Source organism: Streptomyces sp. NPDC051907, assembly GCF_040681075.1.
In the GTDB taxonomy this organism is placed as follows: domain Bacteria; phylum Actinomycetota; class Actinomycetes; order Streptomycetales; family Streptomycetaceae; genus Streptomyces.
This window is the reverse complement of sequence record NZ_JBFAYB010000016.1, coordinates 70,786-85,288: the sequence shown is the minus strand read 5'-3', so window position 1 is coordinate 85,288 and position 14,503 is coordinate 70,786. Positions and strand designations below refer to the sequence as shown.

Here is a 14,503-nt window from a genome sequence, read left to right as displayed (position 1 = left end):
GTCAGTCCGAGTCGCTGTCTTCGGTGAGGTCGGAGTCGGCGGGCGGGGGCGGGTTCTTGCCCCCGCCGTCGGCCGACGTCGAGGTCTGGTTGGCCGTGGCGGTACCGGTGCCGTGCTCACCCATCTCGATGCGCTTGCCGCTCGCGTCGAAGTAGCGGGTCGTCTGAGTGTCCGGGTCGATCTCCGTTCGTACGTAAGGCACTTCGGTGATGCTGGGGTACGGCGCTAAACGCTTGGTTCCCCACGGTGCTACAGCGGTGGTCATCGAGTCTCCTGATCTCTGAGTAACGGGCACATGCTGTGAGTTGCCATACGGTGCGCCCTCCTCGGCTCGGCGACAAGGCCGCGCCGACGAGGTAGCCCGCGCCGGGGGAGCGGCGACGAGCCGCCCCGCGATGCGGGAGTTCTGGTGCGACCCTGACCCGGATGGTCGCCATGGGCGCCGCAAGCACGGCGAGGGTGGAGCGGTGCCCGGACGGCGGGGCGCGCTTGACCGACGGTCCGGGCGCGGTTCACTCAGGGAGCTCCGGCAGGCGTACCGCACCGCACGAGTACAGCGGCGCTATCCACGGTGGATCACCGATGCATGAGGCTGCACATACGGGCGCAGGAAGAAGGCGTGACCGTCGATCGGCAGCAGGCGGGCACGAACGTGGGAGGGAAGAGGCTGGCGGGCGTAGGCCGGAATGGGGGGAAGCACCGGGGGGAGTTGCGTGGAGGGCGCCGAGCACCTGCGGTGCTCGGATAAGCGCCGGCGCGCGGCGCAGAAGGCCCGGCAAATGCCCGGCCCTAACCAGATCCAGAGACAGGGGATAAAGTCGCGCATGTCGTCGTCAGCTCCTAATCAGCTGTTGGCGTCGCTGCCCGGCGGTCGTGTCCGCGACCGTCGGGTCTTTTGGTTGTGGTGGTACGGGGGGCATGCCGGGGTCAGACGGGCGGCCCGACTGTTCCGGTGAACCTCCGGGGGTCCTCGGCCCGGGTCTTGCCGAGGTAGAGCCGTGCGTGCCGAGCCGCGCCCGATAGGTACGGCCTGATCGCGTCGAACGGCGTGAGCGGTTGAAGAGGATCGAGGCCGACCGAGACCACGACCGGAGCGCCGGCGGATACGAAACTTGCCCATTGGGCGCTGACTGGCACGCGTAGGACGAAGCTGCACGCGTCGAGGTCCAGAACGGCGTACCGGCCGTGGACGAAGAGGCGAGGTCCGATGTCGGGGAGCTGGGCGGATGGATCGGCGAGCGTCAGCGCGTTGGCGAGCCCGCGCATCCGGTCCTCGATCGATTCCGACGACTCGCCGTCTCGACGCGCCGGAGGGTGCGCGAGAAGCAGGAATGCGACGTGACCGGCCTCGGTGAGGTCGACCCAGAACCAAATACCAAGTGATGCCAGAAGACCGGCAGTAGGCGCGGCAGCGGTATCGGTCACCACGGGGCCGCACCGCCTTGTAACCCGCCCGTACTGGTCTTGAACTCCGTCCATACGGTCTTGCCGCACGAGTCGTGCGGCTTCACCCCCCATCCGTCCGCCAGTGACGTCACGATGAGCAGCCCTCGCCCGTCGGTGTCCTCCGTGCTTGGCGTCCTGACTCGGGGCGTGCTGTCCGTGGTGTCGTGCACCTCGACGCGCAAGAGCTCGTCATCGAGGGAGACCTCGACCAGGAAGCCGCCAGGGGCGGTGCTATGGCGGATCGCGTTGGTCGCGAGCTCGGACAGGCACAGCACCGCATCGTCTGAGCGGTCCGTGATCTCCCAGTCCTCCAGTACGCCGCCTAAGAAGGAACGCGCCTCGGGTACCGCGTCATCTGCCCGCGGGAACCTGTGCGCCACCGATCTCGGCATGAGTGCAACTCCCTTGCCTGCGCGGTTGGTTCAAGCAACTAGCCAACCGGGATGCCAGCAGCAGGGGTACCGTCAGCGGGGGTGGCAAAGGGTGGCACTTGAACTACCGCACCTGTCGAAGGGGTAGGTACCGAGCATGACGTCGCCAAATACTGATCTCGCGATGTGGCTTGAACGGTCCGGAATGAGCAATAAGGAGTTCGCTCGCCAGATCAAAAGTGCAGCTCAAGTGTGGGGCCAGCCGAACATTCAGCCGGACGCGACAGCTGTCCGTCGATGGCTCAACGGACTTCAGCCGCGCCAGCCCGTGCCGGAGATCATCGCCGACGTCATCTCGGCGAAGGTTGGATTTCGAGTCACTACGTACGATTTGGGGTTCACCGAGGGCGGCAGCGCAGACCGGTCCCTCGTCTACAACTCCTCGTTCGCCGTTACGGTTGAAGCCGTTGCCGATTTGGGGAGGGCAGACGTGGACCGTCGTAAGTTCCTGGCAGCGGCGCCCTTTGCTGCGGTCGCCGCCGTTGGACCGTCGCGAGACTGGCTGCTCAACACTCTCGACCAGCAGCCCGAACCGGGACAGCGCGTCCGTCTTGAGGACGTGACTGCCGTTAAGAACATGTTCGGCGAGTTCCAGAAGATGGATGTACTGCAAGGCGGCGGCTCGGGACGTCTCATCCTCGCGCAGTACATGAACCAGCACGTTTACCCGCTGCTGCGCCGTACGCACTCCGAGGACGTTCGGCGTGCCCTGTGCGAGGCGGCGGCAGAGCAGACCTATCTTCTCGGCTGGATGAGCTACGACAACGGGGAGCACGGAACCGCGCAGCGCTACTTGATCCAGTCTCTGCGGCTCGCCGAAGAGTCCGGGAACGCAGCGCTCGGTGCGCACGTCCTCGCAGGCATGGCCGATCAAGCGACGCTGCTCGGCAATCCTGCTGAGGGGCGGCGCCTGGCGCAGGCAGGCCGGGCCGGACTCGGCAGGAGCACATCGGCGGCGTGCCTGGCCGATCTGTGGGCCCTAGAAGCGCGAGCCCTCGCAAAGCTCGGCGACAAATCCGCCGCAACTCGTGCGGTGACTCAGTCGGAAACGGCTTACGGCCGCGTACAGCTCCAGAGCGAGCCGGAGTGGGCAGCGTTCATCGACCCCGCATATCTGCATGGCGAACACGCGAACACCTTCCGCGACCTCGAGGATGCGGCAACCGCCGAGGAACACGCACAACAGTCCATCGACCACGCTCGCAAGCAGGAGCGAGCCCGTCGCGGAGCGATGTCGCAGGCTGCCCTCGCCGTGTCTCATCTCCAGCGGGGCGACCTCGAAGCAGCCCACGCGGCAGGGGTGCGAACGCTCACCTTGTCGCGGCGGGTCAAGAGCTCGCGTTGTGTCGAGGCCGTGCAGGACTTGCAGCGCCGGATGGAACCGTTCGGAACGCATCGCCTCGTTGCCGACTTCAACGAGCGGGCCCGGGAACTGGTCGTCGCAGCCTAGGACGGGGCACCACGCAAACAGCGCCCCCGCCTACCGGCATGAGCCGGGGGCGGGGGCGTGATGCGTTCAGCGGTTGGCGATCTGCCAGAGGGTGAGGGCGAGTCCGACGACGGCGACCAGAGCGAGAACGCTCGGCAGCGGCCACCGGCCGCGTTCGAGTGTGTCGAGGCGCTGTTCATGGTCGGCGAGTTGCCGGTCGACCTGGTCGCCGCGCTGCACGAGCAAGGCGAGTTGTCCGTCAGCCCGCGCGAAACCGGCCTCGACGACGCCGCGCAGGCGTTCCAGTTCGAGGGCGACGTCGGACGGAGAGGGATCGGTCACTGGCGCCCGTCCTGGTTGCGGTCGAGGGTGAGCAGCTCGTCGTCGGAGTGCGGCGCGGCGCGCAGCCATCGGGGCAGCAGGGCCTCGACGACGGGGAGCGCCATGACGCGGGTGGCGCCGCTGGCCACGGCGAGTGCGAGCGCGACGCCGGAGGCGGTCTGAGGGATGCCTGCGGCGTCGATGATCAGGGGGAGTCCGGCGGCGAGGCCGAGCACGGTCTGCACGACGGTGCGCAGGGTGCGGCGGGTGGAGTCGGTCATGCGGGAGTACCTCTTTCTGGGGTGGGGAGACAGGGGCGCCCGCCCGCGGGTGCGGGCGGGCGCGGTGGTGCGAGGGGTCAGACCTTGGGGACCTTGAGCGCGGCCCACGACGTGGGGCCGGGCCATCCGTCGGCGGCCGTGCCGGAGTAGCCGAGGCGCTTCTGCCACCGCTGGTAGCTGCGGCGGTCGGCGTCGGTCCACTGCGGTCCGGGGCCGGTGGCGTAGGCGGAGCAGCCCTCGGCGACGAGCCGCTTTCCCATGGCCGTGACGACTGCGGAGCGCGGGGCGCGTCGGAACCAGTCGGCCCCGGGGAACGGCTCGTACCCCGGCTGAGGCTTGGGCGGTGTGGCACCGCCGGGGCGAGGGGCGCCGCGCTGGACCCACGCGTACAGGGCCGGTCCGGGGCAGGCGGTCGCGTGGCCGTCCTTGTGGCCCTTGATCTCGTCGCCGGCGTTCCCGCTCCTGCGCAGCCACTCGATCGCGTCGCGCAGCCCGCCGAGCTGCGCGTCGGTCGGCGTGGTCAGTCCCTTGTCGCCGACCATGGCGCAGACCGCGTAGTGCACGAGGTTCAGGGGGCCGGTGCCGTTGGCGCCGGTCTTGCGGTGCGCGCCTCGGCCCTCGTAGACGTGGCCGTGCGGGCAGACGACCGCGTTGTACGCGATGTCGGAGTAGTCCTCCTTGGGGTTGGCGAGGTGGCTCGCCTGGATCGTGCGGACGCGGGACGCGCACTGTCCGTGGGCCTCGGGCCGGGCAAGGCCCTCAGGGACGTAGGTCCCCTCATAGTGGATCTTCACGCCTCGGGTGCTCCCTATGCGGGTGAGCTCGTAGCGTGAGGGACGGGCGCCCCACTGGGCGCGGGATACGAACTGCAAGAGCCCTCCTCGGGCATGAGAAACGCCCCCGGCGGGGTGCCGGGGGCGTGCGGTATCGGGTGCGGGCTAGACGAGGGCGAGCGCCATGATCGCCGGGTCGAGGCCGACCTCGCCCGTTGCCTGGTTGACCGTGGCCGGCAGCGAGGTCTGCGCGTTGATGCACCACGCGCGCTGGAAGGCCGTGCCCATGAAGAAGTTCGCGGGCGCGCTCGGACTCTCGTTCTGTACGTGCATGTAGTAGAAATCGGTGGCGCTGCCCGCTGAGAGCAGGAACGCGGCCCAGTACCGGCCCGGTTGCAGGGTGACCGTGCCCGTCAGCGGGACGGGGACGACGCCGATGTGGTTGGCGTTCGCGCCCGGGGCCGTGCCGGTGATCTGACCGGCCGCCGGCAGGCTGGAGATCTGCCCGGAGGTGGCGACGCGCGAGCCGGCCTCGTTGTAGATGCCGGCGAAGAACCGTGCGGCGGGCACAGCGCTGGAGCCGGCCCAGCCTCGGGCGAAGATCACCACGCGGTTGACCTGCGTCGGCTCCGATATGCAGATGCCGCTCATGTAGACGCGCTGTACTACAGCGGCCTTGGGCGTGGTGGGGTTGGGCACGTGGGCGGGGTCGCACGACCACGCCTGAAAGCCGAGGGCCTGCGGCGTCCACGTGTTCTTGGCGACGACGCTCGGAAGCTGAGCGACGGGCAGTCGGCTCGCCGCGTCGAGGGACGCGACGCCGTTCGCCGCACCGCGGGCGGCGGCGGCGAGTGCGCCGACGTCGCCGGCGGTCAGCGAGACGGCACCGGTCTGGGCGTTCACGGACTGCACGGGGATGCCGGACGGCTGGAGGTACCGCGCGTCGGCCGCGCCCTGGTCGAGCGCCCCGACGTCCGAGGCGACGAGCACGACGGCGCCCGTCTTGCCGTTGACCGAGTCGACCGCGCCCCCTCCCGAGCTCGTCGGGAGCTGCGCGGCGGGCACCTTGCCGTCGGCGCCGAGGGTCGCGACGCCGTTCGCTGCGCCTGCCGCGCCCACCGCGACGGCGCCGACGTCGTCCGCTGCGAGGGTGATCGCGGCCGCCGACCGGCCGTTGACGGACTGGACGACGCCGGCCGGACCGGCGGCGCCCGCGGCGCCGGGGTCGCCCTTCGGTCCCTTGAGACTGCCGAGCGCGGTTCCCCACCCGTTGGCGGAGCGCTGCCAGACGTCGCCGGTGTCCGTGCGCAGCAGCAGGTCGCCGGGGCGGGTGCTCGCACTGGGGGGCGTGGTCGTGCTGGCGTACCAAGACGCTCCGCGGACGTCGCCGCCGAACTGCGCCCACGTTCCCGCCGACTTCTGCCACGTCGTGACGGTCGTCGAGGCGACGTCCAGGAACGTTCCGTTCTCGTACCGCACGTACAGGTCGCCGTCGCGGCCGAGGGCGGCCGGGGGCGCGGTCGAGCCGGTGAAGATCTGCGATCCGGGAGCGCCGACCGGCCCCGGGCCGCCTTGCGGTCCCGGCACGCCGACGTAGTTCGGTTTCGAGGGGTCCGTCGGCGCGATGTCGGCGAGGTCGACCTCGGGCCGCGCCCGCGGCGTCAGCACGTTGTACGAGCGGCCGACGGGGATTCCGGCGAGCTGCTCGGTCACGATGTACGCCCACCCGGACGGGTCCATGTCGGGAGCGTCGGTGGCGGGCAGCGTGACCTCGATCGCGCCCTGCGCGTCGAGTTGCACGGTCACCGGACCGCCGAGGATCACGTCGGCTTGAGGAAAGGTGAGCTGCGCGGGCGCGCGAAAGACGATCGCCCCCGACAGCGGGCGCCCGTCGGGGGCGAGGAACCGTCCGCGCACAGTCACGGTGGGAATGGACGGGGGCAGCAGGGCGGACCCTCCTTAGTCGTCGATGGTGCGCAGCCCCGGCTCGACGCGGTCCGCAGCCGATTCCCGGGTCGACGGTGCGGCGCTGTGGATCGGTGCGCCGAGCGGCTGATGCTCCGCTGCGGCCGCGCCGGCCGGCGCGGCTGGCGCCTCGGCTGCGGTGAAGGTGTTTCGGGTGTAGGCGGTGAACACGCGCGTCTCGACCGCTGTGCCGTCTGTCTTGGCGCGGTGCGCGATGTTCCATCCGACGTATTCGAGGAATCCGACGCCGTTCAGGGGCTTCACGATCGTCTTGTCGGTCCACTTGTTGGCGGGGATGTCGTACTCGGCGACTTCGACGCTCCCGCCCGAGGGCGGAAGCATGTTGACTCGCACCTGTCCGCCCCCGGGTCCGGCGAACGAGGAGATGTTCAGGACCATGACGGCGTTGTGCGCGGGGGCGCCGCCGACCCATCCGTACTGGTAGGTCGACGACGTGGTGCCCTGCTGCTTGGTCGGATAGAGCGGAACGGGCATCCACGGTCGGCCCAGGAACCGCGGCGAGTGGTAGTCGTCCATGAGGATGACGTCGCCGACGCGCGACCATGTGCGGATCATGTTCGAGCCCTCGCCGGTGCCGCCCACGGTGAACGCGTTGGAGCCGTCGGGACGCTGGATCTCAACGCCGTACGATCCGTCCGCCGTGCGCCCGACGCCGAAGATCCCGGTGCCGTCGGGGGCGTACACCTCCAGCGATCCGCCCTCGCCGATCTTGACGCGGCCGGCGGTGATCTCGTCGAGGGCGGGCCGGATGTTCACGCGTCCCATGAGGGCGCGCACATCGCGTTGAAGGGTCCGGATCTGGTCGAGCAGGTCGAGGGGGATCGCTGCCACTAGGCGGCCTCCAACTGGAGTCTGGCGGTCTCGGAACGACCGCGAAGGGGAGGGGAGATCGCGAGGCCGACCACGCGGTACCGGCGGTCGAGTCCCTCGGTCCACCAGTCGTCACGGATGCGCACGCGAACGGTGGCGCCGAGCAGCGCCGGCGACAGAGGAGTGCGGTCGAGGGCGACCGTGATCTCGGGCATCGTCTGCGGATGCAGCGCGGCGGCCAGGTCGGCGCGGGCGTGCGCGTCGAGGGTGGCCTGCTCGACCACGGTGGAGTAGTCCGAGGTGCCGTCCAGTCGCGGCCACCCGGCGGCGAGCTGTCCCTCGTCGACGAGGAGCTCGCTCATCAGCGGCAGCGACTCCTTCGTCTGGTTCCGGTTGCCCGACGCGCCCCGGGCCTGCCATGCGTTGGCCTGCACGGTCGCGTCGACGGGCCACCCGTAGGACAGGATCGGGCCCGGGTGGTCGAGGACGACCTCGCTCGCGCCCGTGCGGATCACGGGGGCGCCGAGCTGTAGCTGCTTGACGCGTCGGCCGCTGCTTGGGTCTCGATAGCTTGCGATCCGCCACTCGAACCCGTTCTCGACGCTGGCGAGTTGGTCGATCAGTTCGCGAACGCGGGGGACGTCGTAGCGGCGGAAAGTCCGGTCGCGCAGGGTGCCCGAGAGCTGCTCGGCGTCGTATTCGATGCCGATGTCGCCCCCGGGCAGGCTCGCCGCGTAGTCGAGCAGCCCCCGCACGATGTCGTATTGATCAACGCGCACGGCCTGCTGCGTGTGGAGGATCGCGCGGTGGTCGAGGTACGACGCCCACCCGCCGGCCTGTACCTGTAGGCCGAGAAACCCTCGGGTGCTGCTGGTGAGGTTCGCTGTCCACAGCACCCCGCCCCACCAGATCTCCGAGCCGCGCTCGATCCACAGGGCAGTGCGGCCGGGCTCGACGGCGGCGCGGGCGCGGGCGGCGACCGTCCGGTTCGGAAGGGGGACCGTCGCGGTGGCCGACCCGATTTTTCCGATGTAGTCGTCGAGCGCGACGTCGGTGATCGGAAGTACGTCGAGCACCTGGTCGGTGCGCAGGTCGCACAAGACGACCCTGTACGTGGGGGCGATCAACCGATCACCCCCTACGCGTCGAGCGGATAGATCAGGCCCGACAGAGCGGCCCACGTGGTCAGGCTCGGATTGCCGATGAACTTGAGATGTCCGTTCGTCAGGCAGTCCACCTTGATCGGCACGCCGCCGGCGGCGATCGACGCCGAGGCGGGCAGCGCGGGACGGGCCTCAGCAGGAAGGGGAGCGGCGAGGGGCTGGCCGCTGTTGGGCGGGGCCGCGTTCGCCGTCCACGCGACGCCGCCCCGCCATTGCAGGTGCGGGACGCCGCCAAGCATGATCCGCCGGTAGCGCAGGGGCCCTTGGCTGTTGCCCCCGTTGGTGTAGCCGGTGGCGAGCGCGGGCGCGGTCCACTCGACGACGGGGGCGAGGGTCTGCCATGCCGCGCCGTCCCACCGGTCAAGGCCGGTCCCGTTGTCGCGGTACTGCCCGACGTAGGCCCCGGGGAAGCTGAGCCCCCAGCCTCGGGGGATGATCCCGCCGTACGCGGAGGTGTAGCGGCGCCGGTCCGCGAGCGCCGAGCCCCACGTGATCCCGCCGGTGCCGGCGGACACCCCGGCGGGAACCGTGATCTCCCACAGCCCCAGTGCGGCCGGCGGCAGGGCGGGCGGGGTCGGCGTCGCGTTGGGGGCGCCTTGGACGATCTCGACGCGGGCGAGGGTCTTGTCGCCGTTGTCGTACAGCTCGTCGTACACGCGCAGCACCACGGCGTCGATCCGCCCGTGCTGCGCGTTCCCGTCGGCGACGGTGAGGGTCTCGGGGGCGGTGACGGCGACGGGGTAGGCGCCCTGTGCCTCGGTGCCCTGCACCAGGGCGCGCCCGACGGCGATCTGCACCTGCATGGCGCCGACGCCGGTCGCGGCGAGCGCGGTTCCGCCGGCGATCACGCCGTCGCGGGTGGTCATCGCAGCGTCGGGCGACATGACGCCGAGCGGCACTAGTCGGGTGTCCTCGCGGGTCTGCCCGTTGGGGAGCAGCCATCCGGCGCGCACGGTCAAGGGGGGTCCTCCTTACCAGAAGGCGGAGCGCCACCGGATGGAGACGGCGGCGCGACGGTCGGTCGATCCGGGCGCGGCTCGGAACGCGAGCGTCGTCGCGCTGCTGGGGGCGAGGGCGAACAGCTGCTCGGGCACGCTGCGTGCGGTCGCCGTGTAGAGGCGCGAGGCAGTGCGGTTGAGCGTCACCGCGCCGTCGCCGGTGTCGACGAGCAGCTCGTCGTCGGCGGCGAGGTCGATGTCGTACTCGATCGCCTCGCCGGTGCGGAGGTTGGTCACAGACGGTCGGGAGACCGGGCCCCGGATCGTCACGAGCGGGTGGCTCGGGGCGTCGCCGTCGTTGAGGGCGAGCAGGGTTCCGGTGCTGCCCGGGGCGCCGAAGTCGATGGGGTAGGCGAGCCGTTCCGGACCGGGGGTCGCCTGCCATTCGAGACCGGGCTCAGGGGCGGGCAGGCTCGTCGTCGCCTGCTGCTCGATCACGCTGTAGCGGCGCGGGTCGGATGCCTCCCACTGGATCGCGGCCCCGGTGATCGTGCCGAGCCGGTAGCCGTTGCCGACGGGCACGGCACGGCGCAGCACGCGGGCGAAGCTGAGCATCGGGCCGCGCTCGTCGAGCCAGATCACGAGCGGCTGCTCGGCGTCGCCGAGGGCGGTCGCGGCGTTCAGCGCGCGGACCACGGCGCCGATGGTTCCGTGCGGGGCGCGCACGATCACGTCGTCGAGGCCGATCGTACGTGCCTGCGCGAGCAGGCGGCCGGGGTAGCTGCCGTGTCCGTCGGCCCGGTTGACGCTGCCTGAGTCGAGGGCGGGAAGGTCCTCCCACCCGGACAGGGAGCGCCACCGGTACGGCGTGTCGGGGCCGAGCAGCAGCTCGTCGCCGAACTGGACGTGCCCGGGGCGGGTGACCTTGTCGCCAGGGGCCACGGTTCACCCCCTTGCCTTCATGTGCCACGCGAGCGCGGTCGCGTTCTGCTCGGGGCTCTGCTCGCCGCCGTGCCAGTGCTCGATGTGGACCGCCGGGCCGCCGGCGCCGCCCGAGCCGAGCAGCGCGCCGCCCGCCCCGTACGAGCCGGGGGCGAGCTGCCCCATCGCGGGGACTGCGGGCGGGGTGACGAGTCGGCGCATGGTGCGGTCGACGGCGCTCTGCCCGCTCTCGATGCCGCGCACGAGACCGGCGGGAATCCAGCGCCCGACGTCGCGGGCCATGACGCGCGAGGGCGAGGCGATGCCGAGCGCCCGCGCGATCGGCCCGGGGACCATGTCCGTGGCCCAGCCGATCAGCTTGTCCTTGATCCACCCGCCCATGGACTTGATCCCGTTCCAGAGCCCGCGGACGATGTCCTTGCCCTTGTCGAGCAGGAGCGAGCCGAGGTCGCCGAGGGAGCCGGCGAGGCGGCCGGGCAGTCCGCGCAGCCAGTCGACGGCGGCGAGCGCGAGCTGGATCTGTCCGTCGCGGAAACGACGGAACCCTGATGTCGCGGCGATCCACAGCTTCGAGCCGAGGCTCGCCAGTCCGCCGACGATGCGGCCCGGCAGCCCGGTCACCCACACGACGGCGGACACGCCGAGGTCGCGCACAGCGGACCACGCCGCATCGAAAGCGGCAGCGATCTTGTCCCAGTACGTGACGATCAGAACGACCGCGATCCCGACGGGCCCGGTCAAGATCGCGAGCAGCGTCGGCCAGTTGGCCTTGACGAACGCGATCACCCACCCGGCGCCGGACACGATCCCGTCGAACGCTGCCTTCAGCAGCCCCCAGGCGGCCGACGCCGCCGCCTGGATTCCGGACCAAGCAGCCTGAACGATCTGCCGGAACGTTTCGCTCTTCTGGTAGGCCAGGACGACGCCGGCGACGAGCAGCGCGATCAGCCCGACCACGAGCAGGATCGGGTTGGCGGCCATCACGGCGTTCCATGCGGCCTGCGTCGACGCCCAAGCCTTCGTGGCGGTCGCGCTGATCGTCTGCCACAGGGTCCACGCCTTGACCGCGATCGTGACGACGGCGATCAGGGTCGCGAGTACCGACAGGACCGGCGTCGGCACGGCGCTGATCACCTGCGCGAAGACGTTGATCAGCAGAGCGGTGACGCCGAGCAGCGGGGCGAGCGCGACGAGCAGGTTCACCGCGGCGCCGCCGAGGCTGCCAAGGGTCTGCGCCCCGGTACGGGCCAGATCGAGGAACGTCTCGAACCCGGAGGAGTCGCCGAGCCCTTGGCCGAACGCGGCGAACCTCGCAGTCAGGTCGACGAGCCCGCCCGACATGCCGGTCGAGACCGGCAGGAAGGCCGAGAGGACGCCGGCGAACCCGACCGCGATGTTCTTGAGAACGGCGAGGAAGTTCGCGAGGTTCGGCCCGGCGGCCTCGCCCATGTCGGCGGCGAACCGCTTGAACGGCGCCGACTCGACCCCGGCGCGCACCTCGTCGAGGAACCCGCCGAACGCGGCCGCCGCCCCCTTGACGAACGGCGTCAGGGCCGGCAGCAGGTCGCGCAGCAGCTCGATGCCCTTGGTGAAGACGGGCATCGTGGTGGAGCTCAGCGAGTCCGACCACTTGCTGACGTCCTCTTTCAGGCCGATGAACGAGCGCGCGGTCTCCCGCGTCGCCGGCGGCATCTCGGCGAGGGCGTCTTGGTACGCCTTCTGCGCTGCGGCGGCTTCCGCGCCGCCCTTCGCGGCGGCCGCCTGCGCCGCGGTGTAGAGCTCGTAAGCGCCGGTGACCTGTTCGAGCTGCGGTCCGGCGGCGAGCGTGAACGCCTTGACCGCAGCCTGCGCCGACGCCGCCGCGGCGGCGAGTCCGCCGACCGCGACGCCGACGGCCGCCACTGCGGGCAGACCGACGCCGACCCCGGCAACGGCCTTTCCGAGCAGCGCGAGCCGCCCCGACGCTCGATCGGCGCCGTCGCCGACCCCCTCGCCGAGCGAGGCGCCCATCTCGGCGGCCTCGGCGACGAACCGGCCCCGGATGTCACGCAGCCTGCCGTCGGCACCACGCTGCAAATCGCGCAGCGCGCCCTCGGCCGCCGCGACGCCGCGCTGCGCGCCGCTGTCGTCGAGGTCGATGAAACCGGTGAGCTCGCCGATCGTGAGAGCCAAGGGGCGACCACCCCCTCGGCTGCGCTATTCAGTTGTTCAGCGATCCATGGGCACTCCGGTGAGCCGTGCGATCTCGGACGGGTCGGTGACCGTGCGGGGCGTGCGATGCCACAGGCGGGCGAACGCGGACTCGGCGGGCAGTCCGCCGAGCAGGACAAGGAACCTGCGGGTAGACAGGCGAGCGAGCTGCCCGGCGCCGAGGTGGTATTCGCGGGCGAGATCGGACTCGACCGCAGCCCAGTTGGCGACTACCGCCTGCCAGAGCTCGCTGGCTTCTTCCCCTTGGGCTTGGCCCGGCGCTCCGCTCGATTGCCCGGCGCTTTTCCCGCCGTGCCCTCGCGCTCGTCGTACAGCCGCGCGGCCTCGGCCATCGAGACCGAGCCGGGCGTACGGCAGTTCGCCGTCGACCACACGAGGACGACGCCGAGCTGCCGGTCGGTCATGCCGCGCACGGCCCATGCGTCGAGCGCGTCCGGCCCGAACAGCGAGGCCAGCATCTTGCGGATGTCGTCGGGGTCGGCCGAGTTCTTCAGCCGCTCCATCTGGAGAGTGAACAGCAGCGGCAGGCTTGTCGGCAGCACGTACTCGCGGCCGTACAGCTTGAGAGGCACGCCCTCGTGCTGCTCGGCCTGCTCGGTGAAAAAGGCGTCGAAGTCGGCGACGCTCTGAGACTGCGCGACCAGGTCGCGGGTTTCCTCGCTCATGTCGGCGTGCCTCCGCCCGCGACGGCCTCGGTCTTGGGCTTGCCGCACCGGGTGAACGATGCGCCCCAAGAAGTCTTGTCGTTCGTGCCGCCGGACTGCTCGCCGGGGGTCACGGTGGCATCCCACAGGACCCATACGCTCTGCGTCTGGTGGCGCCAGCGGATACGCCCTCGGGAGTCGGCGCCGAGGCGGTAAGTCCATACGTTGTCGATGTACGCCTGCCCGGGGTCGGGGGCGCCGGTCGTGACCTGCGCGTAAAGGCCCTCGACCTCGATCGTGGCGCCGCGCTGCATCACGTCCTGCTCGTAATAGCCCTCGCTGTCGTTCGTGGTGGTGTCCGCGGTCTCCTCGTTCTCCGACTCGTTGCGGTTCCAGCTCTTCAGGTTCCCGATCCGCAGCCACGTCTCGGTGGCGGCCTTCTCGTCGCGAACCTCGAAGATCCAGCCGCGGGCGTCAATGGGGCGGCCCAATGCCGGTACCTCCTAGGGGGTCATCTGATTCGGCTGTCGTTTGTCTTGGGCGTCGTTGGATGACTCGACTCCCCTTGTGCTGGGACTACTTGTGAATCGCTGTCCTGGTCATCGCTGTGCGCTACGATCGTGATGGAAGGCCGATCACGGCCTCTCGCACCTGGGCGGCCTGGCGATCACGCCGGGAACCAGGACGCGCCGCCCCGTTGGAGCTGCGAACCCCCCTCCATCCTGTGGGGGGTTTGGACGCACAAAGCTGTGAAGCCGGGGCCACCGCCAAAGGACGAACCACTTGCAAGACACGGGCTGCAATCAGCCCACCCGAGAACATTTGCGTGCAGTGCGTCGGCGTAGGTGTCTCGGTCCGAACCGAAGGGTTCGGATCGAGGCTGCCTGCGCACCCGATCCGACCCATGACAGGGAAGGTAAGGATCGGTGGAGATCACAGCCATCGGCTTCATTCTCGCCATCGCTGGCGTGGCCGCGATATTTCTCTCTGCCCTGAAGGGCCTTTTGGACCAGGTGCGCGAGTTGCTCGATTCTGCGAGACGAGCCCGCGATGCCTGGCGACGCTTCCGGGATCCCGGCACCTTGCCTGTGACAGGCGGGGAGGACGAGCCGCCTTCTGCGGCGTAGA

Annotated in this window: 16 protein-coding genes; 2 read left to right on the top strand and 14 right to left on the bottom strand. The window is 70.5% G+C overall.

Going from position 1 to position 14,503, the window contains the following annotated elements; genetic code table 11:
- Position 1 precedes the first annotated feature (1 nt).
- From tgmA to AB0M39_RS12630, 3 genes are all read right to left on the bottom strand, one after another.
- Positions 2-265 carry a putative ATP-grasp-modified RiPP gene (tgmA, locus tag AB0M39_RS12640; protein ID WP_365363187.1) on the bottom strand — a complete coding sequence of 88 codons (264 nt, stop codon included), beginning with the start codon at positions 263-265 and terminating at the stop codon, positions 2-4.
- 662 nt (positions 266-927) lie between these two features.
- On the bottom strand, positions 928-1,428 hold the full coding sequence (locus tag AB0M39_RS12635) for a hypothetical protein (protein WP_365363185.1): 501 nt from the start codon (positions 1,426-1,428) through the stop codon (positions 928-930).
- Positions 1,422-1,838, bottom strand: coding sequence for an ATP-binding protein (locus tag AB0M39_RS12630; protein ID WP_365363183.1), 417 nt, complete (start codon positions 1,836-1,838; stop codon positions 1,422-1,424). Before AB0M39_RS12630 ends, AB0M39_RS12635 begins: the two co-directional genes overlap by 7 nt.
- Before the next feature lie 136 nt (positions 1,839-1,974).
- Between AB0M39_RS12630 and AB0M39_RS12625 the strand changes: the two genes are divergently transcribed.
- Positions 1,975-3,327: a transcriptional regulator gene (locus AB0M39_RS12625; protein WP_365363181.1), complete on the top strand. Its 1,353-nt coding sequence runs from the start codon at positions 1,975-1,977 to the stop codon at positions 3,325-3,327.
- Between the two features lie 66 nt (positions 3,328-3,393).
- Here the strand turns inward: AB0M39_RS12625 and AB0M39_RS12620 are convergent, their stop codons facing one another.
- The 11 genes from AB0M39_RS12620 to AB0M39_RS12570 all read right to left on the bottom strand — a co-directional run bounded on the left by AB0M39_RS12620 (position 3,394) and on the right by AB0M39_RS12570 (position 13,866).
- On the bottom strand, positions 3,394-3,648 hold the full coding sequence (locus AB0M39_RS12620) for a hypothetical protein (RefSeq protein WP_365363179.1): 255 nt from the start codon (positions 3,646-3,648) through the stop codon (positions 3,394-3,396).
- Positions 3,645-3,908, bottom strand: coding sequence for a hypothetical protein (locus AB0M39_RS12615; RefSeq protein ID WP_365363177.1), 264 nt, complete (start codon positions 3,906-3,908; stop codon positions 3,645-3,647). Before AB0M39_RS12615 ends, AB0M39_RS12620 begins: the two co-directional genes overlap by 4 nt.
- Positions 3,909-3,985: 77 nt before the next feature.
- Positions 3,986-4,780 carry a peptidoglycan-binding protein gene (locus tag AB0M39_RS12610; protein WP_365363175.1) on the bottom strand — a complete coding sequence of 265 codons (795 nt, stop codon included), beginning with the start codon at positions 4,778-4,780 and terminating at the stop codon, positions 3,986-3,988.
- Between the two features lie 66 nt (positions 4,781-4,846).
- A complete protein-coding gene (locus AB0M39_RS12605; RefSeq protein WP_365363173.1) occupies positions 4,847-6,604 on the bottom strand; it encodes a hypothetical protein in 1,758 nt (585 codons plus the stop codon).
- Between the two features lie 36 nt (positions 6,605-6,640).
- A complete protein-coding gene (locus AB0M39_RS12600) occupies positions 6,641-7,498 on the bottom strand; it encodes a hypothetical protein (RefSeq protein WP_365363171.1) in 858 nt (285 codons plus the stop codon).
- Positions 7,498-8,601 (bottom strand): hypothetical protein, encoded by a 1,104-nt coding sequence (locus AB0M39_RS12595; RefSeq protein ID WP_365363226.1) that lies wholly within the window; start codon positions 8,599-8,601, stop codon positions 7,498-7,500. Before AB0M39_RS12595 ends, AB0M39_RS12600 begins: the two co-directional genes overlap by 1 nt.
- Positions 8,602-8,615: 14 nt before the next feature.
- Entirely contained in the window at positions 8,616-9,599 is a 984-nt protein-coding gene (locus tag AB0M39_RS12590) for a hypothetical protein (protein ID WP_365363169.1), read from the bottom strand.
- 12 nt (positions 9,600-9,611) lie between these two features.
- A complete protein-coding gene (locus AB0M39_RS12585; RefSeq protein WP_365363167.1) occupies positions 9,612-10,520 on the bottom strand; it encodes a hypothetical protein in 909 nt (302 codons plus the stop codon).
- A gap of 3 nt (positions 10,521-10,523) precedes the next feature.
- Entirely contained in the window at positions 10,524-12,692 is a 2,169-nt protein-coding gene (locus AB0M39_RS12580) for a hypothetical protein (RefSeq protein ID WP_365363165.1), read from the bottom strand.
- Positions 12,693-12,940: 248 nt separating this feature from the next.
- Complete coding sequence (locus tag AB0M39_RS12575; RefSeq protein ID WP_365363163.1) at positions 12,941-13,396, bottom strand: hypothetical protein; 456 nt, start codon at positions 13,394-13,396, stop codon at positions 12,941-12,943.
- On the bottom strand, positions 13,393-13,866 hold the full coding sequence (locus AB0M39_RS12570) for a hypothetical protein (protein WP_365363160.1): 474 nt from the start codon (positions 13,864-13,866) through the stop codon (positions 13,393-13,395). Before AB0M39_RS12570 ends, AB0M39_RS12575 begins: the two co-directional genes overlap by 4 nt.
- 435 nt (positions 13,867-14,301) lie before the next feature.
- On the opposite strand from AB0M39_RS12570, the gene AB0M39_RS12565 reads away from it, so the two are divergent.
- Positions 14,302-14,502 carry a hypothetical protein gene (locus AB0M39_RS12565; protein ID WP_365363158.1) on the top strand — a complete coding sequence of 67 codons (201 nt, stop codon included), beginning with the start codon at positions 14,302-14,304 and terminating at the stop codon, positions 14,500-14,502.
- The last annotated feature ends 1 nt before the right edge of the window (position 14,503 follow it).

Coding starts and splice junctions, on each gene's coding strand:
- AB0M39_RS12630 (WP_365363183.1), bottom strand. CDS start 1,838: ATGCCGAGATCGGTGGCGCACAGGTTCCCGCGGGCAGATGACGCGGTA.
- AB0M39_RS12615 (WP_365363177.1), bottom strand. CDS start 3,908: ATGACCGACTCCACCCGCCGCACCCTGCGCACCGTCGTGCAGACCGTG.
- AB0M39_RS12625 (WP_365363181.1), top strand. CDS start 1,975: ATGACGTCGCCAAATACTGATCTCGCGATGTGGCTTGAACGGTCCGGA.
- AB0M39_RS12575 (WP_365363163.1), bottom strand. CDS start 13,396: ATGAGCGAGGAAACCCGCGACCTGGTCGCGCAGTCTCAGAGCGTCGCC.
- tgmA (WP_365363187.1), bottom strand. CDS start 265: ATGACCACCGCTGTAGCACCGTGGGGAACCAAGCGTTTAGCGCCGTAC.